2 protein-coding genes and 1 pseudogene are annotated in these 23,818 nt (G+C 73.5%); all 3 read right to left on the bottom strand.

Translation table 11 applies throughout. The annotated features are described in order from the left end of the window. Positions 1-4,874: pseudogene (locus ACWEVN_RS31030) on the bottom strand (type I polyketide synthase); the annotation flags it as partial. 170 nt (positions 4,875-5,044) lie between these two features. Further along, positions 5,045-14,242, bottom strand: a complete 9,198-nt coding sequence (locus ACWEVN_RS31035; protein WP_452053634.1) for a type I polyketide synthase — start codon at positions 14,240-14,242, stop codon at positions 5,045-5,047. A gap of 15 nt (positions 14,243-14,257) precedes the next feature. After that, a partial coding sequence (locus ACWEVN_RS31040; RefSeq protein ID WP_452053635.1) for an SDR family NAD(P)-dependent oxidoreductase occupies positions 14,258-23,818 on the bottom strand: 9,561 nt, incomplete at its 5' end.

A 23,818-nucleotide genomic window follows, 5' to 3' on the forward strand; every position in this document is an offset into this window, starting at 1 on the left:
ACCGCCGGCGTCGGGTGGTCGAACACGAGCGTCGCGGGCAGTCGCAGGCCGGTGGCGGCGGCGAGGCGGTTGCGGAGGTCGACCGCGGTCAGCGAGTCGAACCCGAGGTCCTTGAACGCGCGGGCGGGGTCGACGGCCTGCGCGGACGCGTGCCCGAGGACGGCCGCCACCTGCGTCCGGACCAGATCGAGCAGGCCCTCTTCGGAGAGCTCGCCGCCGTGTCCGCCGGCCGCGGCGGCGCGGCGTGCGGGGGCGGGGAAGAGGCCGCGGAACAACGGCGAGACGGTGCCGTCGGCGGCCTGCCGGCGCAGTGCGGCGGCGTCGAGGGCGATCGGGACCAGCGCGGCCGGGCCCGCGGCGACGGCGCGGTCGAACAGGGCCAGCCCCTGCGCGGCGTCCAGGGGCCGCACGCCGGAGCGGCCGAGCCGGTCGCGCGCGCCGTCGTCGAGGTGCCCGGTCATCCCGCTGGCCTCGGCCCACAGGCCCCAGGCCAGCGACACGGCGGGCTGCCCGGCCGCCCGGCGACGCTGGGCGAGCGCGTCGAGGTAGGCGTTGGCGGCGGCGTAGTTGCCCTGGCCGCTGCCGCCGGTGGTGCCCGCGGCGGCGGAGAAGAGCACGAACGCGGCGAGATCGGCGGTCAGCTCGTCGAGGTTGCGGGCGGCGTCGGCCTTCGGGCGCAGGACCGCGGCCAGCCGCTCCGGGGTGAGGGCCTCGACGACGCCGTCGTCGAGGACACCGGCGGCGTGCACGACGGCGGTGATCCGGTGCGCGGCCAGCACTTCGGCGAGTGCGTCGCGATCGGCGGCGTCGCAGGCGACGAAGACGGCGTCCGGCAGGTCGGCGGCGAGTTCGGCGGCGCCGGGCGCGTCCGCGCCGCGGCGGCTGAGCAGGACCAGGTCCCGGACGCCGTGCTGCCGCGCGAGGTGCCGGGCGACGAGCCCGCCGAGCACGCCCGAGGCGCCGGTCACGAGGACGGCGCCGTCACCCCAGTCCGGCGTCTCGCCGGTGGCGGTGACCCGGGCGAGCCGGGGCACGAAGTGACGTCCACCGCGGACGGCCGTCTGCGGCTCGAGCGGGACGATCGGGTGTTCGGGGTCGTCGGTGTCCAGCAGCGCGAACCGGCCGGGGTGTTCCGACTGGGCCGAGCGCACGAGCCCCCACGCGGCGGCGAGGCCGGGATCGGGAGCTTCACCGTCGTGCACGGCGACGGCGCCGCTGCTGACGAAGACGAGCACCTCGGGCCGCTCGGTGGCGAGCCAGTCCTGGACGAGCCCGAGCACGAGGTGGACCGGCGCCCCGCCGATCGCTTCGAAGACGGCGTCGGCCTCGGCCGCTCCGGCCGGGACTTCGGTCCAGTCCACTTCGTACAGATCGTCGGCACGGTCCAGCCCGCCGGTGGGGAGCGGGCGGATGACGAGGGATTCCGCCGTCGCGACCGGGGCGCCCGCCGGGTCCGCGACCTCGACCGTGACGTCGTCCGCGCCGCGGCGGGTGAGGCGGACGCGCAGCGCCGACGCGCCGGTCGCGTGCAGGGTCACGCCCGTCCAGGCAAACGGCAGTCTGGCCTGTCCGTCCTCAGTGGACATCATCAGGGCGAGGGGGTGCAGGGCCGTGTCCAGCAGGGCCGGGTGCAGGCCGAAGCGGGCCGCGTCGCGGTCGTCCGGCAGTGCGACCTCGGCGAAGATCTCGCCGCCGCGGCGCCAGGCCGAACGCAAGCCCTGGAAAGCGGGCCCGTAGCCGTAACCCGCCGCCGCGCGGAGGCCGTCGTAGAACCCGTCGAGGTCGATCCTGGCCGCGCCCTCGGGCGGCCAGGAGTCCAAGGTGAACCCGGCTTCGGGGGTGCCGGGCGCGAGCACGCCGGTCGCGTGGCGCGTCCACGGGTCGTCGTCGTCGCGGCGCGAATGGACCTCGATGGCGCGCCGGCCGGTTTCGTCGGCCGCGCCCACCCAGACCTGCAGCGCGCGGGCGTCGCCGTCGGGCAGCGTCAGCGGGGTTTCGAGGGTGAGCTCCTCGACGGTGCCGCAGCCGGCGCGGTCGCCGGCCTGCACGGCCAGTTCGACGAACGCGGTGCCGGGTAACAGGATCGTGCCGTGCACGGCGTGGTCGGCCAGCCACGGCTGCGCCTGCGGGGAGACGCGTCCGGTGAGGACGAGACCGTCGCCCGCGGCCAGGGTCACCGCCGCGCCGAGCAGCGGGTGCCCGGTGGTGCTGAGGCCGAGCGCGCCCGCGTCACCGGGGTCCGCGACGACGGTGGGCCAGAACCGTTCACGCTGGAAGGCATAGGTGGGGAGGTCGACCGTACGGGCGCCGGGGAAGGCCGGGGTCCAGTCGACGGCGACACCCCTGACGTGGGCCTCGGCGAGGGCGGTGTGGAAGCGGGTGAGGCCGCCGTCGTTCTTCCGGAGTGATCCCAGCGCGACGACGTCTTCGCCGAGCGCCATGGTCAGCACCGGGTGCGGCGACGCTTCGATAAACGTCCCGAAACCTTCGGACTTCAGCCGCTCGATCGCCGTGTCGAGACGGACCGTGCTGCGGAGATTGGTGTACCAGTACTCGGCATCCACCCGTTCGTTCCACTCGCCGGTCACGGTCGAGAGGAAGGCGATCTCGCTCTCGCGGGGTGTGACCGGCGCGAGGACGTCCAGCAGCTCGTCACGCAGTTGCTCGACCTGCGCCGAGTGGGACGCGTAGTCCACGGGCACCCGCTTCGCACGGATCCCGTCGGCTTCGCAGGACTTGATCAGCTCGTCGAGATCGTTCGACGCACCGGACACCACCACGGCGGCCGGGCCGTTCACCGCGGCGATCGAGAGGCCTTCGCTCAGCATCTCCTCGACGGTTTCCCTGGCGGCCGCGACGGACACCATCCCGCCACCACCGGCCAGCGCCAGGATCGCCTTGCTCCGCAACGCCACCACCCGAGCACCGTCCTCAAGCGACAGCGCACCCGCGACAACCGCAGCCGCGATCTCACCCTGCGAGTGACCGACCACCGCATCCGGAACAACACCGAACGACCGCCACAGCTCCGCCAACGACACCATCACCGCGAACAACGCAGGCTGCACCACATCGACCCGGCTCAACGCCTCCGCGTCGGCCAGCACGTCACGGAGATTCCAGTCCACAAAGGACTTCAGGGCCGTGCCGCATTCCTCGAGACGGGCCGCGAACACCGGCGACGATTCTGCGAGCTCGAGCGCCATCCCGGCCCACTGCGACCCCTGGCCGGGAAAAACGAGGGCCACCTTGCCCGGCGCACCAGCCTCCCCGGTGATGACGTTCGCCGCCGGGACGCCCTCGGCGAGCGCGGTGAGACCACCGGCGAGATCGCCGACCACGACCGCGCGGTGCGGGAACGCCGTCCGGGTGCTGACCAGCGAAAACCCGACGTCTGCGGCCTCCCCTTCGTGCCCGGCCAGTGCCGCGGCCTGCGCCTTGAGCGCGTCGGGGGTCCGCGCGGACAGCACCCACGGCACCGGGCCGGTCGCGTTCGAAGGTGCCGGTTCCTCGGCGTCCGGTGCGGCTTCGAGGATGGCGTGGGCGTTGGTGCCGCTCATGCCGAACGCGGACACGCCCGCGCGGCGCGGCTCGCCGGTCTCCGGCCAGGGCCGGGCCTCGGTGAGCAGCCGGACCCCGCCGGACGCCCAGTCGACGTGCGAGGTCGGGGCGTCGACGTGCAATGTCCGCGGCAGGACGCCGTGCCGCATCGCCATGACCATCTTGATCACCCCGGCGACCCCCGCGGCACCCTGGGTGTGGCCGATGTTCGACTTCAGCGAGCCGAGGAACAGCGGGTCGTCGGCGGGGCGGGCGCGGCCGTAGGTGGCCAGCAGGGCCTGCGCCTCGATCGGGTCGCCGAGGGTGGTGCCGGTGCCGTGCGCCTCGACCGCGTCGACCTGCTTCGCCGAGAGCCGCGCGTTGGCGAGGGCGTCGGCGATGACGCGCTCCTGGGCGGGGCCGTTGGGGGCGGTGAGGCCGTTGGAGGCGCCGTCGGAGTTGATCGCCGAGCCGCGGACGACGGCGAGCACCGGGTGGCCGTGCCGCTGGGCGTCGGACAGTCGTTCGAGGACCAGCATGCCGGCGCCTTCGCCCCAGCCGGTGCCGTTGGCGGCGTCGGCGAAGGACTTGCAGCGGCCGTCGGGCGCCAGGCCGCGCTGCCGGCTGAAGGCGACGAACGCCGCCGGGGTGGACAGGACGGTCACGCCGCCGGCGAGGGCGAGGGAGCACTCGCGGCGGCGAAGCGCGTGACAGGCCCAGTGCAGCGCAACGAGCGAAGAGGAACAAGCCGTGTCGACGGTGACGGCGGACCCCGCGAGGCCGAGGAAGTACGCCAGCCGCCCGGAGACGACGGCGGTCGCGGTGCCGGTGAGCAGGTGGCCTTCGAGGTTGTCGCCGGCGCCGCGCATGAGGTTCGCGTAGTCCTGGCCGGTGTTGCCGACGAAGACACCGGTCTCGGAGCCCGCCAGCGACGCCGGGTCGATGCGGGCGCGTTCGATGGCCTCCCAGGTCGTCTCCAGGAGCAGCCGCTGCTGGGCGTCCATGGCGAGGGCTTCGCGCGGGGAGATGCCGAAGAAGCCGGCGTCGAAGTCGGCGACGTCGTGCAGGAAGCCGCCGGACGCGGTGTGGGAGGTGCCGGGCCGGTCCGGATCGGGGTCGCGGAGACTGTCGAGGTCCCAGCCGCGGTTGTCCGGGAACCCGGTGACGGCGTCGGCGCCCGCGGCGACCAGGTCCCACAGCTGTTCCGGGCTGTTGACGCCGCCGGGCAGGCGGCACCCCATTCCGACGATCGCGATCGGTTCCTGCTCGGCGTCTTCCACCGCCTGCAGCCGCCGGCGCGTCTGGTGCAGATTGGTCGTGACCCACCTGAGGTGTTCGCGCAGCGTCTCCTCGTCGGCCATCTCAGTGCCACCAGCCTTTTCTCCAGCGAAGTGCGGACACCCGGCACATCCGCGCGCCGAAGTGGCATCAAAGTGAGGCTATGGGACCGGTTTTAGGCCTACAACCCCTAAAGATCCCGCCGACAGGGGCCCCTACGGGCGTTTTACAATTTCCCGAGATCATTGTTGATGAATTCAAGAAGTGCGTCATCATCGGCGAAATCGAGTTCGCCGGTCTTTTCTTCTCGTTCGGAATAGCGGCCCAGCAGGGTTTGCAGCCGCACGGCGAGTTCGGTCCGCGTCAGCCGGTCGGGTTCGCCGGCGGCGAGGGCCGCTTCCAGCCGGTCGAGCTCGGCCAGGACGCTCGGGGCGCCGTCGTCCAGCTGCGCGCGCAGGTGCTCGGCGAGCGCGGTGGCGTTGGGGTGGTTGAAGACGAGGGTCGGCGGCAGGGTGAGCCCGGTCGCGGCGGCGAGCCGGGTCCGCAGCTCGACGGCGGTGAGCGAGTCGAAGCCGAGTTCGGTGAAGGCCCGCTTGGCGTCGACGGCGTCGGCCGTGGCGTGCCCCAGCACCTGCGCGGCTTCGGTCCGGACCAGGGCGAGCAGGTCGGCGGGCCGCCGAACCTCGGCCGGCTGCGGTTCGGGCAGCTTCGCCTCGGGCAGCTCGGCCAGCAGCCGGCTCGGCCGGGTGGCGGTGAAGGCGGCGGCGAACCGGGCCCAGTCGACATCGGCGACGACCACCGAGTCCTCCCCCGCGGTCCGCATCGCGGTGAGAGCAGCATCGGCCGGCAGCGGCGTCAGCCCTCGCCGGCGCAGGTGCTCCTGCTCGGCGGCACCGGCGGCCATCCCGCTGCCGGCCCACGGCCCCCACGCGACGGAGGTGGCTTTCCGCCCGGCGGCGCGTCGACGTTCGGCGAGGGCGTCGAGGTGCGCGTTGGCGGCGGCGTAGGCGGTCTGGCCGCCCGCGCCCCAGATGCCGGAGATGGAGGAGAAGAGGATGAAGGCGTCGAGGTCGTCACCGAGGAGCTGGTCGAGGTGGTCGGCGCCGGCGACTTTGGCGTGGAGGACCTTGCGGAAGTCGTCGTCGGAAAGGTCGGCGAAGGCGGTGGCCTGACTGACCCCGGCGGCGTGGACGACGGCGGTGACCTGCGGGATCTGTCCGATCGCCCGGGCCAGGTCGTCGCGGTCGGAGACGTCGCAGGCGAGGACGGTCGCTTTCGCCCCGGCGGCCTCGAGGTCCTCGACGAGGCTGTCGGCGCCGGGGGCTTGAGGGCCGCGGCGGCTGAGGAGGACGAGGTGGTCGGCACCGGCGCGCGCGGCCCAGCGGGCCACGGTGGCGCCGAGGGCCCCGGTGCCGCCGGTGACGAGGACGGTGCCACTGGGAGTCCATTGCGCGGCGGGTAGCGGGGCGCGGACGATCCGCCGGGCGTAGGTGCCGGACGGCCGCAGGGCGATTTGGTCCTCTGCGTCGGCGCCGTGCTGGACCGCTTGGAGTGGGCCACGCGCACCGGCGACAATTCCCCACACCTGCGCGACGAGGCGCTCGTCCGGGGTCTCCGGGACATCGACCAAGCCGCCCCACCGGTCCGGCGTCTCCAGGGCCAGCGCCCGGCCGAACCCCCACAGCGCGGCCAACCCCGGATCCCCGGCAGCCGCGTCCCCGGGCACGGCGACCGCACCCGAGGTCACGCACCACAGCGGCCCCACGCCGGCCCGGGCCAGCGCCGCCGCGTCGGCCAAGGCGTCGTCACCCGGGGCCGAAACCAGGACGACTCCGTCGAACGGCCCCTCGGCCGGCTCTCCCGGCCCGGCCACGCAGACTCCGGGCCGCACCAGCGCATCCGCCCAGCGGCGCGCCGCACCCGGGGCCGCCACGATCGCGTACCGGCCCGACGGGATTACCGCGCCCGGCTCGGGCACCGGAACCCAGGTCACCCGGTAGCGCCACGACTCGGTCTCCACGGCTCCGGCCCGGTCCCGCCGCCAGGACGCCAGCGCGGGCAGCACCTTGGCGACGTCCTCCTCCGGCACACCCGTCCCGGCCGCCAGCCCGGCGACGTCCGCGCGGTCGACGGCCGACCAGAACTGCGCGTCGAGCTCGCCACCCGCCGGACGCGGGGCCGGCCAGAAGCGCTCGCGCTGGAAAGCGTACGTGGGCAACGGAATCCGGCGGCCGGGCAGCTCCGTCCAGTCCACCGGCACCCCGGCGGTGGACAACCCGGCCAACGCCGTGAAGAACGTCCGCACCTCGTCGCGGTCGCGACGCAGCGCCGGGATCGCCCGGCCCGGGACCATCGAGCTGAGCACCCCGTCGGGCCCCAGTTCCAGGAACACCCCGACCCCGGATTCCTCCAAAGTGGACACCCCGTCGGCGAACCGGACCGCCTCCCGCACGTGCCGCGCCCAATATGCCGCGTCAAACGGCAAAGCGAGAGCACCGCTCACATTCGAGAGCACCGGTATCTGTGCCGGGTGGTACTGGAGTTGTTCGGCGACCGCACGGAACTCGTCGAGCATCGGATCCATCAACGGCGAGTGGAACGCGTGACTCACCGTGAGCCGCTTGGTCTTCACACCGCGCTCGGCGAACTCGGCGGCGATGGCCAGGACCGCGGCCTCGTCGCCGGAGATCACCACGGACTCCGGGCCGTTCACCGCCGCGATCGAGACACCCTCTTGCAGAACGATCGCGGACTCGGGAGCCGCGATCGACACCATCGCCCCACCGGCGGGCAGCGCCTGCATCAGTGACGCCCGTGCCGCGACCAATCGACAAGCGTCCACAAGAGACAGAACTCCGGCGACGTGGGCGGCCGAGATTTCGCCGATCGAGTGGCCGGCAACGAAGTCCGGACGCACTCCCCACGATTCGAAAAGACGGTACAACGCGACTTCGACCGCGAACAACGCAGGTTGCGCCGATCCGGTCGCGTCCAAAGTGGACCTCGCGAAGACGACATCGTGCAGCGGACGCTCCAACAGCAGGTCGAACTCCGCACACACGGCGTCGAACGCCTCGGCGTACACCGGGAACCGGTCGTACAGTCCCCGTCCCATGCCGACCCGCTGCGCGCCCTGCCCGGTGAAGAGCACGGCGAGCGAGCCCGGTTCGACGTCACCGCGGATCACGCCCGGATCCGGCGCCCCGTCCGCCAGCGCCGTCAAGCCGCGAACGAGGTCACCGTCGTCCTCGGCGAGCACCACCGCGCGCCGGGACAGGGCCGCGCGGCCGGTCGCCAGCGAAAAAGCGACGTCCGGCAGGGCGCCGCGCTCGGCGGCGAGCAGACGACGGGCTTGCTCGCGCAACCCCGGCTCGGTCCGCGCCGAGACCGGCACCGGAAGTAGACCCACCGGCGCGGTGTCGTGCACGACGACGTCGTCCGGCGCCTGTTCGAGGATGGTGTGGGCGTTGGTGCCGGAGATCCCGAAGGACGACACGCCCGCGCGGCGCGGCCGGTCGGACGGCCACTTCCGCGTCTCGGCGAGCACTTCCACCGCGCCCGCCGACCAGTCCACCTGCGACGAGGGCGCGTCGACGTGCAGCGTGCGCGGCAGGACGCCGTTCCGCATCGCCATGACCATCTTGATGATCCCGGCGACGCCGGCCGCGGCCTGCGTGTGGCCCAGGTTGGACTTGACCGACCCCAGCCACAGCGGCTCGTCGCGGCCCTGGCCGTAGGTGGCCAGCAAGGCCTGCGCCTCGATCGGGTCGCCGAGCCTGGTGCCGGTGCCGTGCGCCTCCACGGCGTCCACTTCGGACGGACCGAGACCGGCGTCGGCGAGAGCCGCCCGGATCACCCGCTGCTGCGACGGGCCGTTCGGCGCCGTCAAGCCATTCGACGCACCATCGGAGTTGACCGCCGAACCGCGGACCACGGCCAGGACCTCGTGACCGTTGCGGCGCGCGTCCGACAGCCGTTCCACCAGCAGCAGGCCGACGCCTTCGCCCCAGCCCGTACCGTCGGCGCCCTCGGCGAAGGCCTTGCAGCGGCCGTCCGGGGCGAGCCCGCCCTGGCGGTCGAACTCGACGAACGCACCCGGCGTCGCCATCACGGTGACGCCACCGGCGACGGCGAGATCGCACTCGCCCGCCCGCAGTGCCTGGCGCGCCCAGTGGAGCGCGACCAGCGAGGACGAGCACGCGGTGTCAACGGTGACGGCGGGCCCTTCGAGCCCGAAGGCGTAGGCGATCCGGCCGGAGACGACGGCGGCGGCGTTGCCCGTGCCGACGTAGCCGGCGACGTCGTCGCCCGCGTCGGTGAGCAAGGCAGGGTAGTCCTGGCCGTTGGTGCCGGCGAAGACGCCGACGCGCTCACCGCGCACCGAGCGCGGATCCCGGCCGGCGCGCTCGAAGAGCTCCCAGGCGGTCTCGAGGAGGAGCCGCTGCTGCGGGTCCATGGCCGTGGCTTCGCGCGGCGAGATGCCGAAGAGCTCGGCATCGAAATCGGCCACGTCTGTGAGAAACCCACCCGGCTTGACGGCGCCCAGCCCGGCCGGCCACCCGCGATCGACCGGCGGAGCGGACAGGGCATCGCCCCCGCGGGCGACGAGGTCCCAAAGGTCTTCGGGCGAGCGAACATCCCCGGGGAACCGGCAAGCCATCGCCACGATGGCGATCGGCTCGTCATCGCGCAATCCGGCAGGGTGCTCCATTTCGAGAGCAGTGCTCTCACCTTGGAGCAGTGCACACAGATGCCGGGCGAGAGCATCCGGATCGGGATGGTCGAAGGTGAGGGTGGCGGACAACTCAAGCCCGGTGGCGGAGCGCAGCCGGTTGCGCAGTTCGACGGCCGAGAGAGAGGTGAAGCCCAGGTCGCTGAAGGGCCGCCGCCGATCGACAGAGCCGCCCGAGCCATGCCCCAGCACGGCGGCAACCTGTTCCCGGACAAGCTCAAGAACACCGGCGGCGGTGAAGCCTCGCGCGCCAGTGGCGGAGTCGGGGGCAGCGGTTGCGGCGGAGTCGCGCGCGCCAGCAGCGGCGGAGTCGCGCGCGCCAGCAGCGGCGGAGTCGCGGGCGGCGGCCGCGGCGGGATTGCGGGCGCCTCCTGCGGCGGGATTGACGGCGGGGTTGGCAACGGCAGCCGCGGCGGCATTGCGGGCGCCCACCGCAGCGGGGTTTGCGGCAGCAGCCGCGGCAGGGTTGACGGCAGAGGCCGCAGCAGGGTTGGCGGCAGCAGCCGCGGCAGGGTTGACGGCAGCAGCCGCAGCGGAGTTGGCGGCAGCCGCCGCAGCGGGGTTGGCGGTGGTGCTGCGCGCGATGGTGTTGGCCGTCTTGGAGGCGGCGGGAAAGGCACGATTGGTGGCGGGCGCAGTGATGCCGCCCGCGTTGGGGGCGGGTGCTGGGAGTTCCGCGAGCAGGGGGCTTGGGCGGACCGCCGTGAATGCCGGGGCGAAAATCTGCCAGTCGATGTCGGCGATGGTGATCGTTGTGTCGCCTGTGGACAGGGCGCCTTCGAGCGCCGCCAGGGCGAGGTCGGGGTCCAGTGGGCGGAGGCCGGCGGCGGCTAGCCGTGCCGTTATGTCGGCTCCTGCCATGCCTCCTCCGGACCAGGGGCCCCATGCCACCGCGAGGGCCGGCTGGCCTGCTGCCCGGCGGGCTTCGGCCAGGGCGTCGAGGCGGGCGTTGGCCGCTGCGTAGGCAGCTTGGCCCGCCGCTCCGAGGGTGCCCGCCAAGCCCGAAAAGACGATGAATGCGTCCAGGTTGTGGGTGAGTTCGCTCAGGTTGACCGCGCCGGTGACCTTCGCCGCTTCGACGTTGGCGAGGCGCTCGGGCGTGAGGGTGTCGATGATGCCGTCGTCGAGGGTGCCTGCCGTGTGGACCACCGCGCGGAGGTCGTCGCCTATTTGGTCGACTACGGCCGCCAGGGCGTCGCGGTCGGTTACGTCGCAGGACTTGATGGTGGTTTCGGTCCCTGCGTTGGTGAGTTCGGCGGCCAGGTCCTCTGCGCCGGGGGTGTCGGGGCCGCGGCGGGAGATCAGGACGAGCCGGTCGGCTCCGTTGGCGGCGGCCCAGCGGGCGACGCGGGCGCCCAGCGCTCCAGTTCCTCCGGTGATCAGGACCGTGCCGCGCGGGTGCCAATTCCGGGAGGGGCCGGTGGGCGGGGCGGGGACCAAGCGGCGGGCGAATGCTCCGGAGGCTCGGATGGCCACTTGATCTTCGCTACCGGCGAGGACCGCCAGCAGCCGGGCTGCCGCTCGGGTGTCCAGAGTTGACGGGAGGTCCACCAAACCGCCCCAGCGGTCGGGGTGTTCCAGGGCCGCCGTTCGGCCGAATCCCCAGAGGGACGCCTGTTCCGGGGCCTTCAGCTCGTCGGATCGGCCGATCGTCACCGCTCCGCGGGTCAGGGACCACAGCGGGGCCTTGATGCCCGCGTCGCCGAGGGCTTGGACCAAGGTTGCCGTTGCCGGGAGGTCGACCAGCGAGAGGATTGCCGTCCAGTTGTGGGCTGGCAGCTCGCGGACGCGGTCGGCCAGTGCGGGGCGGGACTCGTTCGTCACGGTCAGGGGTACGACGCCGGTGAGCAGGGTCGCCAAGGCCGCGGCCGGTTCGCTGCCCTCGGGGGCGATCAACAGCCAGTCGCCCGGTTGTCCGGCTGCCGGGACCAGCGGTTTCCACTCGGTCCGGTAGCGCCACGACGCCACCTTGCCGTCCCGGCGGCTTCGGTCGCGCCACGCCGACAACGCCGGGCGGATGGCTTCCGCCAGCTGCTCGTCGAGACCCAGCGTTTCCGCGAGGTTCGGGCTTTCGACCGCCGACCAGAACGCCTGGTCCTCCGTGGACACTTCCGGCGACGGACCGGTCAGCCAGTAGTGCCGTCGCCGGAACGCGTACGTGGGCAGGTCCGCGTGCGCCTCGGCAGGCAGGAGCTGTGTCCAGTCGACGTCCACGCCCTGGACGTGAGCAGTGCTCAACGCCGAGAGCAGTGCTCTCGTTTCAGAGCGGTCGCGTCGCAACGCCGGGATCGCCGTGCCGCCGACGATCGCGCTGAGGATGCCGTCGGGGCCCAGCTCCAGGAACACGCCGACGCCCGCGGATTCCAAGGTGGACACTCCGTCGGCGAAGCGGACCGTCTCGCGCACGTGGCGGACCCAGTAGTCGGCTGAGAACGTCGAAGCGAGAGCACCGCTCACATTCGAGAGCACTGGTATCTGCGCTGGGTGGTGCGTGAGGGTCTCGGCGATCGCGCGGAACTCGGCGAGCATTGGGTCCATGAGTGGGGAGTGGAACGCGTGGCTCACCGGGAGACGCTTGGTCTTGGGGAACTGAGCGGCGATCGCGAGGACCGCCGCCTCGTCGCCGGAGATCACGACCGACTCAGGGCCATTGACCGCTGCGATGGCGACACCCTCGGTGAGGGGGATGGCAGATTCGGGGGCGGCGATCGAGACCATCGCGCCACCGGCGGGCAGCGCCTGCATCAACGACGCGCGAGCGGAGACCAGGCGGCAGGCATCCTCGAGGGAGAGGACACCGGCCACATGGGCAGCGACCAGTTCGCCGATCGAATGGCCAGCCACGAAGTCCGGGCGCACACCGAAGGACGACACCAACCGAAACAGCGCCACCTCGAGCGCGAACAACGCCGGTTGGGTGAACTCCGTCCGATCCAACAGCGACTGATCATCAAAAGCCGCCCGCAACGACGGATCGAAGTGCGAAAGGACCTCATCGAAGGCCGCAGCATAGACCGGGAACCGCTCGTACAGCTCCAGACCCATCCCCACCCGCTGCGCACCCTGGCCGGTGAACAACACCGCCAACCCGCCCGGGACAACCCTTCCGCGCACCACGTTGGGCGCTTCACCGCCCGCAGCCAGAGCCGAAAGGCCCGTCCGGAACTCGGCCGCCGACGAGCCGAACACCACCGCTCGATCCTCGAACGTCGCCCGGCCGGACAACAGCGTCGCACCAACCTCCAAGGGAGGCTCATCGGCATAAGGCACAAGAGCCGCAGCCTGCGCACACAGAGCCTCCGCGCCACGCGCCGACACCAGCCACGGAACCGGCCCCGAAAGAGACGACGGCGACGAAGTAGGCGAAGGCGAAACCCCCTCCAGGATCACGTGCGCGTTCGTCCCCGAAATCCCGAACGACGACACGCCCGCCCGGCGTGGGCGTTCAGCCGGCCACTCGCGCGCCGAGGTCAGTAGCCGGACCTCGCCCGTAGACCAGTCTATTTTGGACGATGGCGAGTCCACGTGCAACGTCTGCGGGAGGACGCCATGGCGCATGGCCTGCACCATCTTGATCACGCCCGCCACGCCGGACGCCGACTGCGTGTGGCCGATGTTCGACTTCACCGATCCCAGCCACAACGGCGTCGCGCGGTCCTGGCCGTACGTCGCCAGCAGGGCCTGGGCCTCGATCGGGTCGCCCAGGGCCGTGCCCGTTCCGTGGGCCTCGACGACGTCGACGTCCGATGGGGACAACCCCGCCGCCGACAACGCCGCCGTGATCACGCGGCGCTGGGACGGGCCGTTCGGCGCCGTGAGGCCGTTCGACGCGCCGTCGGAGTTCACCGCCGAGCCGCGGAGGAGCGCCAGGACCGGGTGGCCGTTGCGGCGCGCGTCCGACAGGCGCTCCACCAGCAGCAACCCCACGCCTTCGGCCCAGCCCGTTCCGTCGGCCGCGTCGGCGAAGGCCTTGCAACGGCCGTCCGCGGCCAGGCCGCCCTGGCGGTCGAACTCGGCGAACGTGCCCGGGGTGGCCATGATCGTGACGCCGCCCGCGATCGCGAGGGTGCACTCGCCGCGTCGCAATGCCTGCGCAGCGAGGTGCAACGCCACCAGCGAGGACGAGCACGCCGAGTCGATCGTGAGCGACGGGCCCTCCAGGCCGAGGTGGTACGACAGCCGTCCGGAAAGGACACTGCCCGCCGTTCCGGTGAGCAGGTAGCCGGCCACCTCCTCGTCGCCGGCGGTGCCGTACCCGGACGCCGCGCCACCCACGAACACGCCGGTGCTGCTGCGCCGCAACGACTTCGGCGCGATCCGGGCCCGCTCCAGGAGTTCCCACGACGTTTCCAGCAGGAGCCGCTGCTGCGGGTCCATGGCCAGCGCCTCACGGGGTGAGATGCCGAAGAAATCCGCGTCGAACTCGGCCGCGTCGTGGAGGAAACCGCCCTGGAACGGGCCCAGGGGCCAGCCGCGGTCGCCGGGGAAGCCGCCGATGGCGTCCGTTCCGCTCTCGACCAGGCGCCACAGGTCCTCGGGCGAAGCGACGCCGCCCGGGTAGCGGCAGCTCATGGCCACGATCGCGACGGGCTCGGAGTCCCGGGCCTCGACGTCGGCCAGCCGGTCGCGGGTGTCCTTCAGATCGGCCGTGACGAACTTGAGGTAGTCACGGAGTTTCTGCTCGTTGGCCATCAAAGCCCCACTGTCTCAAGAAGTCCGGAAGGTGCTGTCGATGAAGTCGAAGAGCTCGTCGTCGCCGGCGCCGCTCAGGTCGGTCCCGCCGGCCAGCTCCGTCCACCGCGAGAGGACGCCCCTCAGGCGCACGGTGATTTCGTCGCGGGCCAGGTCCGCTTCGGTGGCCGTCTCGAACGCAGCCTCGAGCCGATCGAGCTCGTCGAGCAGGCGGACGCCGGAGTCGCCGCCCCCGAACCGGCGGTCGAGTTCCTCGGCCAGGTCGGCGGCCGTCGGATGGTCGAAGGCGAGCGATGCGGGCAGGCTCAGCCCGGTCCCGGCGCCCAGTCGGTTGCGCAGCTCGACAGCCATCAGCGAGTCGAACCCGAGCTCCTTGAACGCGCGTTCGGGCCCGATCACCGCGCCGGAGCTGTGCCCGAGCACGCCCGCGACCTGGTCGAGGACCAGCGTGAGCAGCGCCTTCGGCCGCTCCCCCGCGGGCAGCGACGCGAACCCGGTCGACGTCGGCTCCGGCTCGGCCGCGGCCTCCCGTGCTGCCGGGAGGTCGGCCAGCAGCGGGCGCGGGCGGGCCGCGGTGAAGACCGGCGTGAACCGGGCCCAGTCGACGTCCGCGACGACGACGGCCGGGTCGTCGGCGGAGAGGGCCCGCCGGAAGGCCGCGACACCCTTCGCCGGGTCGATCGGCGGCAGGCCACGTCCGCGCAGCATCCGGACGGCGTCGGCGTCGGCCGCCATCCCCGAGCCGGCCCACGGGCCCCACGCGATCGCGGTCGCGGCCAGCCCGCGGGCACGGCGTTCTTCGGCGAGCGCGTCGAGGAAGGCGTTGGCCGCGCCGTAAACCGCCTGCTCGCCGCTGCCCCACACCCCGGAGATCGACGAGAACAGCACGAACACGTCGAGGTCGTGCGTCAGCTCGTCGAGGTGCCGCGCGCCGGCCACCTTCCCGGCGAGGACGGCGGACACCTCCTCGGGCGTGATCTCGGTGAGCGGGCCGTGCTGGCCCGTCCCGGCCGCGTGCACCACCGCGGTCAGCGGCAGGTCCGCCGGGATCGCCGCGAGGACGCCGGCCAGGGCGTCCCGGTCGGCCGCGTCGCAGGCGGCGAGCGTGACGCGGACGCCGAGGGCGGACAGCTCCGAGGCCAGCTCGGCCGCGCCGGGTGCCTCGACGCCGTGTCGGCTGGTGAGGACGAGGTGTTCGGCGCCTGCCTCGGCGAGTTCCCGTGCTATGGCGGCGCCCAGCGCGCCGGTGCCGCCGGTGATCAGGATCGTGCCGCGGGGCCGCCAGTCCCGGGTTTCCCGAACCGGGGCGGGGGCGAGCCGGCGGGCGAAGACGCCGTCCGCGCGGATGGCGACCTCGTCTTCGGTGCCGTCGGCGAGGACCGCGGCGAGCCGGGCCCCGGCCGCCGCGTCGAGGGTTTCCGGCAGGTCGGCGAGGCCGCCCCAGGCGGACGGCAGCTCGAGCGCCGCGATCCGGCCGAAACCCCAGGTGGTCGCCTGGTCCGGGCGGGAAACGCCGTGCACCGCGCCCTGGGTGAGGCACCACAGCCGGGCCGGGACGCCGGAATCGGCGAAGGCCTGGGTGAGCGTCAGGTTGGCGGCGAGCCCCGCCTCCGCGTCACCGGTGAGGGCCAGCAACGAGACGACACCCTCGACGTCGGCGTGGTCGCGCAGCAGAGCGGTCAGGGTGGCGCGGTCCCCCGCACCGGACGAGACCACCGGCTCGGCGCCGTGAGCGGCCAGCGCCCGCGCGACGTCGTCGGCGAGGACATCGCCGAGGACGAGCCAGCGGCCGGTCAGCCGTCCCGCGGACGCGGCCACCGGACGCCAGCCGACCCGGTACCGGCCAGCGTCCACAGTGGACGCCGGAGAAGCGGGTTCGAGCCAGAAGTGCGATCGCTGGAAGGCGTACGTCGGCAGCTCGGTCCGCCGGGCACCTTCGAGGAGGGCCGAGGCGTCGAGCGGGAAACCGGCGGTCCGGAGCCGCGCGAACGCCGTGACCACGGCCCGCGGCTCGTCTTCGCCGGCGCGCAGGGTCGGAATCGCCGGGACGTCGGCGGTTTCGGCCGCCATCGCGGAGAGGACGCCGTCGGGGCCGACCTCCAGGAAGGTGCTCGTCCCCTGGTCGGCGAGGGTGCGGACCGCGTCGGCGAACCGGACGGTCTCCCGCACGTGCCGCACCCAATAGTCGGCCGTGAACGGCGAGACGAGCGCGCCGGTCAGGGTCGACACGACCGGGATCACCGGCTCGCGGTAGGTCAGTTTCGCCGCCACCGTCCCGAATTCCGCCAGCATCGGGTCCATCAGCGGCGAGTGGAAGGCGTGGCTGACGCGCAGCCGCTTGGTCTTGACACCGCGGGCCGCGAACTCACCCGCGAGCGCCAGCACGGCGGGCTCCGGACCGGAGAGCACGGTGCTGGCCGGCCCGTTGACCGCGGCGATGCCGACGCCGTCGGTCAACGCGGCCTCGACGTCCGCTTCGGGTGCGCCGACGGCGACCATCGCGCCGCCTTCGGGCAGCGCCTGCATCAGGCCCGCCCGCGCGGCGACCAGCGTGCACGCCTCGGGCAGCGACAGCACGCCGGCGACGTGCGCGGCGGCCAGTTCGCCGATCGAGTGCCCGGCCACGAAGTCCGGCCGGACGCCCCAGGATTCGACGAGCCGGAAGAGCGCGACTTCGAGAGCGAAGATCGCGGGCTGCGCATGCCCCGTCTGGTCGAGGTCGCCCGGTCCGACGTCGCCGAGCAGGGCGCGGACCTCGTCGAAGGCCCGCGCGAACACCGGGAACCGGACGGACAGCTCCTGGCCCATCCCGGGTCGCTGCGCGCCTTGCCCGGTGAAGAGGACGGCCAGGCGGCCGGGTGTCCCGCTGCCGGTGAGGGCGCCGAGGTCGCCGAGCGCGGCCAGCCCGGCCAGCAGCTCCGGGCCGGTCTCGCCGACGACCGCGGCGCGGTGGCCGAGGTCGGCGCGGGTGGTGGCCAGGCTCAGCGCCACGTCCGCGGGGTCCACTTCGCGGTCGCTGAGGAAGTCGTGCAGCCGGGTGGCCTGGGCGCGCAGGGCCGCCGGGGTCTTGGCCGACAGCAGCCACGGCACCGGGCCGGTGACCGGCGAGCGCTCCTCGGCCACGGCGTCCGGGGCTTGCTCGAGGATGGTGTGGGCGTTGGTGCCCGAGATGCCGAAGGACGAGACACCCGCGCGCCGCGGCCGGTCGGAGGTCCACTCGCGCGCCGAAGTCAGCAGCTCGACCGCACCGGACGTCCAGTCCACTTGGGACGTCGGGGCGTCCACGTGCAACGTCCGCGGCAGGACGCCGTGCCGCATCGCCAGCACCATCTTGATCACACCCGCGACCCCGGCCGCGGCCTGGGTGTGCCCCAGGTTCGACTTCACCGAGCCGAGCCACAACGGCGTCGAACGATCCTGCCCGTAGGTCGCCAGCAGGGCCTGGGCTTCGATCGGGTCGCCCAGGTTCGTCCCGGTGCCGTGCGCCTCCACAGCGTCCACTTCGGACGGACGCAGGCCCGCGTCGGCCAGGGCGGCCCGGATCACCCGCTGCTGGGACGGGCCGTTCGGTGCGGTCAGGCCGTTCGACGCGCCGTCGGAGTTCACCGCCGACCCGCGCACCACGGCCAGGACGTCGTGCCCGTGCCGGCGCGCGTCCGACAGCCGCTCCACCAGCAGCAGGCCGACGCCCTCGGCCATGCCGGTGCCGTCCGCGCCCTCGGCGAACGCCTTGCACCGGCCGTCCCCGGCCAGGCCGCGCTGCTGGCTGAACGCGAGCAGCACGCCCGGCGTCGGCATGACCGTCACCCCGCCCGCGAGCGCCAGGTCGCATTCGCCGCTTCGCAATGACTGGACCGCCAGGTGCAGTGCCACCAGCGACGACGAGCACGCCGTGTCCACCGTGAGCGCCGGGCCTTCCAGGCCGAACACGTATGAGAGCCGGCCTGAGGCCACCGACGACGTCCCGCCGGTCATCAGGTGCCCCTCGAGACCGTCGGTGGCCGCGCCGGCACCGTAGCCGGAGGTGGCCGCGCCGACGAACACGCCGGTCCGGCTGCCGCGGACCGACAGCGGGTCGATGCCCGCGCGTTCGAACGCCTCCCACGTCGCTTCCAGCAGGAGCCGCTGCTGCGGGTCCATGGTCAGCGCTTCGCGCGGCGAGATGTCGAACAGTTCCGGGTCGAACCGGCCGGCGTCGGCCACGAACCCGCCGTTGCGCGTGGAGACGCGGCCCGGCGTCCCGGGTTCGGGCGCGTACAGGCCGTCGAGGTCCCAGCCGCGGTCGGAGGGGAACGGCGAGATCGCGTCGACGCCGCCCGCGACCAGGGCCCACAGGTCCTCCGGCGAGGCGACCGCGCCGGGGTAGCGGCAGCTCATCGCGACGATGACGACCGGATCGTCACCGGTCGCGCCGGCCGGGATCACCGCGGCCGGCTCGGGCTCAGCACCGAAGAGCTCGGTCCGCAGGAAGGCCACCAGAGACGCCGGGGCCGGGTGGTCGAAGACGAGCGTCGCGGGCAGCCGCAGGCCGGTCACGGCGCCGAGCCGGTTGCGCAGTTCGACGGCGGTCAGGGAGTCGAAGCCGAGCTCGGCGAACGAGCGGCCCGGCTCGATCTCGCCGGCCGTGTCGTGGCCGAGCACCGCGGCGACGTGGTCGCGGACCAGCTCCAGCAGCCGGCGGTCGCGCTCGGCGGCCGGCAGGTGCCGCAGGCGGGCGGTCAGGTCGTCCCCCGTCGGCACCGCCGTGGCGGTCCGGCGGGTGCCGCGGACGAGCCCGCGGAGCAGCGGCGGCACCGGGCCGGTCGTGGCGGAGAGGTCGAGCCGGGCCGGGACGGCCAAGGTTTCACCGCGGGCGATGGCCGCGTCGAACAGCGCCAGGCCTTCGGCGTCGGACAGCCCGGTCATGCCGCCCCGCGATATCCGGGCCAGGTCGGCGACGCCGAGGTGGCCGGTCATGCCGCTGGCCTCCGCCCACAGGCCCCAGGCCAGGGACACGCCCGGCAGGCCGAGCGCGCGGCGGTGCGCGGCCAGGGCGTCGAGGGCGGTGTTCGCGGCCGCGTAGTTGCCCTGCCCGGCCGTGCCGAACACGCCCGCGGCCGCCGAGAAGAGCACGAACAGCGCGAGGTCCTGGTCGCGCGTCAGCTCGTGCAGGTTGACGGCGGCGTCGACCTTGGGCCGCAGCACGGCCGCGAGCTTCGCCGGATCGAGGCTGGTCAGCAGGCCGTCGTCGAGGACCCCGGCGGTGTGCACCACCCCGGTGAGCGGCCGGTCGGCCAGCACCTCGGCGAGCGCGTCCCGGTCGGCCGCGTCACACGCGACGACGGAGACTTCGGCGCCCAGGGTGGTCAGCTCGTCGGCCAGGTCGACGGCGCCGGGAGCGTCCGGGCCGCGGCGGCTGAGCAGGAGCAGCCGCCGGACGCCGTGCACGGTCACCAGGTGCCGGGCGATCCGGGCGCCGAGCGTGCCGGTACCGCCGGTGACGAGCACGGTGCCGTCCGGGTCGGGTTTCCGCGGCAGGGTCACGACGTTCTTGCCGACGTGCCGGGCCTGGCTGATGAACCGGAACGCCTCCGGCACCTGCCGGATGTCCCAGGTCCGCCGCGGCAGCGGGGTGAGCGCGCCGGTTTCGAAGAGCCCGGCGAGTTCGCGCAGGATCTCCTGCAGCCGTTCGGGGCCCGCTTCGATGAGGTCGAACGCGCGGTAGCGCACCCCTTCGTGCGCGCGGGCGACGTCCTCGGCGTCGCGGACGTCGGCCTTGCCCATCTCAACGAACCGGCCACCGCGCGGCAGCAGCCGCAGGGACGCGTCGACGAACTCGCCGGCCAGAGCGTCGAGCACGACGTCGACGCCGCGGCCGCCGGTCGCCTCGCGGAAGTGGTCCTCGAAGGACAGTGAGCGGGAGTCTCCGATGTGGACGGTGTCGAGGCCCAATCCTTCGAGCACGTCGTGCTTCGACGTGCTCGCGGTGGCGAACACCTCGGCGTTCTTCCAGCGGGCGAGCTGGACCGCGGCCATCCCGACGCCGCCCGCGGCCGCGTGGACGAGCACGGACTGGCCCGCTTCGAGCCCGCCGAGGTCGAACAGGCCGTAGTAGGCGGTGGCGAAGGCGACGGGCACCGACGCGGCGTCGGCGAAGCTCCACTCCGCCGGCATCGGCGTCACCAGGCGGTGGTCGGCGACCGCGACCGGGCCGAGCGCACCGGTGAACAGGCCGGTGACGCGGTCGCCGACGGCGAGTCCCCGGACCCGTGCCCCGGTTTCCCGGACGACACCCGCGGCCTCGCCGCCCATCAGCGCCTGACCCGGGTACATCCCGAGGGTGATGAGGACGTCCCGGAAGTTCAGCCCGGCCGCGCGGACCTCGACCCGGATCTCGTCGGGCCCCAGTTCGGCTTCGGGAACCGGCATCGTCGCCAGGCCGTCGAGCGTGCCGGTGCCGGTGGTGCCGACGCGCCAGGCGTCGTCCGCGGGCAGCGTCAGCTCCGCCGCCGGATGGGCGAGGCGCGGGACGAGCAGCGTCCCGGCGCGGGCGGCGACCTGCGGTTCGCCCGAGGCGAGCGCGGTTCCGATCGCGGCCGTCACGTCGGCCCGGTCGTCGACGTCCACGAGCACGAACCGGCCCGGGTGCTCGGACTGCGCCGAGCGGATCAGACCCCAGGCCGGGGCCTGGGCCAGGGCGGGCACCGGGTCGCCGGGGAGCGCGGCGAGTGCGCCGGTGGTGAGCACGACGAGCCGGGCGTGGGCGAACCGCGCGTCGGCCAGCCACTCCTGCGCGGCTTCGAGGACCTGCTCGACACTCGTCACCGGCAGCACAACAGCGGCCGGCACGACATCGAGCCTGGCCAGTTGTGAGTGGTAAGGCGGGTTAGAACCCGCCTTACCACTCACGACCTGGGCGAGCGGGGTCCATTCCGTGCGGAACAACGCCTCCGGCGTTGCGTCCACTGTGGACGAGGTGACCTGGAACGCGAGGGAGCCGATGCGTGCGACCGGGTTTCCGGCCGGGTCGGTGGCCACGAGCGAGACCGCGTTCGGCCCGGCCGCGGCCAGGCGCACCCGCAGGGTCGTGGCTCCGGTGGCGAACAGGGCGACCTCGGTGAAGGCGAACGGCAGCCGCGCTTGGCCGTCGTCGGGGAAGAACCCGCCGAGCCCCAATGCGTGCAGGGCGGCGTCGAGCAGGGCGGGGTGCACGGCGAACGCGTCGGTGCCGGGCACCTCGACCTCGGCGAACACCGCGCCGTCGTGGCGCCAGGCCGCGCGCAGGCCGCGGAAGGCGGGCCCGTAGTGGTAGCCGGCCTCGGCGAGCGCGGCGTAGTGGGCGTCGACGTCGAGGGCTTCGGCGGTCGGGGGCCATTCGGCCGGGAGCCCGGCAAGTTCGGGAGAACCGGGGGCCAGGACGCCCTGGGCGTGCCGGGTCCAGCGCGCGCCGGGCTGGTCGGGGCGGGCGCTGATGGTCAGGCCGCGGCGGCCGTCTTCGCCCGGCGGGTCGACGACGACCTGGAGCTGGACGCCGCCGGTGGCGGGCACGGCGAGGGGCGCGCCGAGGGTGAGCTCTTCGACGGTGCCGCAGTCGGCGTGGTCGCCCGCGTGGAGCGCGAGTTCGGCGAACGCCGTGCCGGGCAGCAGGGCGGCGCCGAGGATGTCGTGGTCGGCGAGCCAGGGGTGGGTCTGCCGCGAGAGCCGTCCGGTGAGGACGAGCCGGTCGTCGTCGGCGAGGGTGACGGCGGCGCCGAGCAGCGGGTGGTCGACGGCGCCGAGGCCGAGCCCGGCGGCGTCGCCGGTGCGCGCGGCCGGGCGGGGCCAGTACTGCTTGCGCTGGAAGGCGTAGGTGGGGAGGTCGACGACGTGGGCGTCCGGGAACGCCGGCTTCCAGTCGATGGTGACGCCCTTGACATGCGCTTCGGCGAGGGCGGTGTGGAAGCGGGTGAGGCCGCCGTCGTTCTTCCGGAGTGAGCCCAGCGCGACGACGTCCTCGCCGAGCGCCATGGTCAGCACCGGGTGCGGTGACGCTTCGATGAACGTCCCGAAACCTTCGCTCTTCAGGCGCTCGATTGCCGTGTCGAGGCGGACGGTGCTGCGGAGGTTGGTGTACCAGTACTCGGCATCGACGTGTTCGTTCCACTCGCCGGTCACCGTCGAGATGAAGGCGGTTTCGCCCGGGCGGGGTGTGATCGGGGCCAGGACGTCGAGGAGTTCGTCGCGCAGCTGTTCGACCTGGGCGGAGTGGGAGGCGTAGTCCACCGGCACCCGCTTCGCGCGGATCCCGTCGGCTTCGCAGAACTTGATCAGCTCGTCGAGCGCAGCCGGCGCCCCGGAGACGACGACGGCAGTGGGGCCGTTCACCGCCGCGATCGACAGTCCGTCGCCCAGCCTCGCCGCCACGTCGTCGAGCGGTGCGGCCACCGAGACCATTCCGCCGCGGCCGGCCAGGGCGAGGATCGCCCTGCTGCGCAGGGTCACCACGCGTGCCCCGTCCTCAAGAGACAGTGCACCTGAGACGACCGCAGCGGCGATCTCCCCTTGGGAGTGGCCGACGACGGCGTCCGGGACCACGCCGAACGACCGCCACAGCTCCGCCAGCGACACCATCACCGCGAACAACGCAGGCTGCACCACGTCGACCCGGCTCAACGCCTCCGCATCGGCCAGCACGTCACGAAGTCGCCAGTCCACAAAGGATTCCAACGCGGTCGCGCACTCGTCCAGCCGGGCGGCGAACACCGGTGCGGACTCCGCGAGTTCGAGCGCCATCCCGGTCCACTGGGAGCCCTGGCCGGGGAACACCAGCGCGACCTTGCCCGGCGCCTCGGCCACGCCGGTGACGACGTTGGCCGCCGGGGTGCCCTCGGCCAGCGCGGACAGGCCCGCAGCGACGTCGCCGATCACGACCGCGCGGTGCGGGAGCGAAGCCCGGGTGGTCGCCAAGGAAAAGCCGATGTCGGCCGGAGACGCGCCGACCTGCGCGAGCAGAGCCTGCGCTTGCCCGCGCAACGCGTCGGCCGACCGCGCCGACAGCACCCACGGCACTGGCCCCGCCTCAGGACTGGGCGCGGTTTCGGCCTGCGGGAAGGCTTCCAGGACCGTGTGCGCGTTGGTGCCGCTCATGCCGAACGACGACACCGCGGCCCGCAGCGGACGGTCGGCCGTCCACTCGCGCGACTCGGTCAGCAGTTCGACCGCACCCGACGTCCAGTCCACATGGGACGAAGGCGTGTCCACGTGCAACGTCCGCGGCAGCACGCCGTGCCGCATCGCCATCACCATCTTGATCACACCCGCGACACCCGCCGCCGCCTGGGTGTGGCCGATGTTCGACTTCACCGAGCCCAGCCACAGCGGCGTCTCACGCGACTGGCCGTAGGTGGCCAGCAACGCCTGCGCTTCGATCGGGTCACCGAGGGTCGTTCCGGTGCCGTGTGCTTCGACAGCGTCTACGTCCGAAGTGGACAGTCCGGCGTCGGCCAGTGCCGCGCGGATGACGCGCTGCTGGGCCGGGCCGTTCGGCGCGGTCAGGCCGTTCGACGCGCCGTCGGAGTTGACCGCCGAGCCGCGGACCACGGCCAGGATCCGGTGGCC

Source organism: Amycolatopsis sp. NPDC003861, assembly GCF_053605405.1.

Coding starts and splice junctions, on each gene's coding strand:
- ACWEVN_RS31035 (WP_452053634.1), bottom strand. CDS start 14,242: ATGGCCAACGAGCAGAAACTCCGTGACTACCTCAAGTTCGTCACGGCC.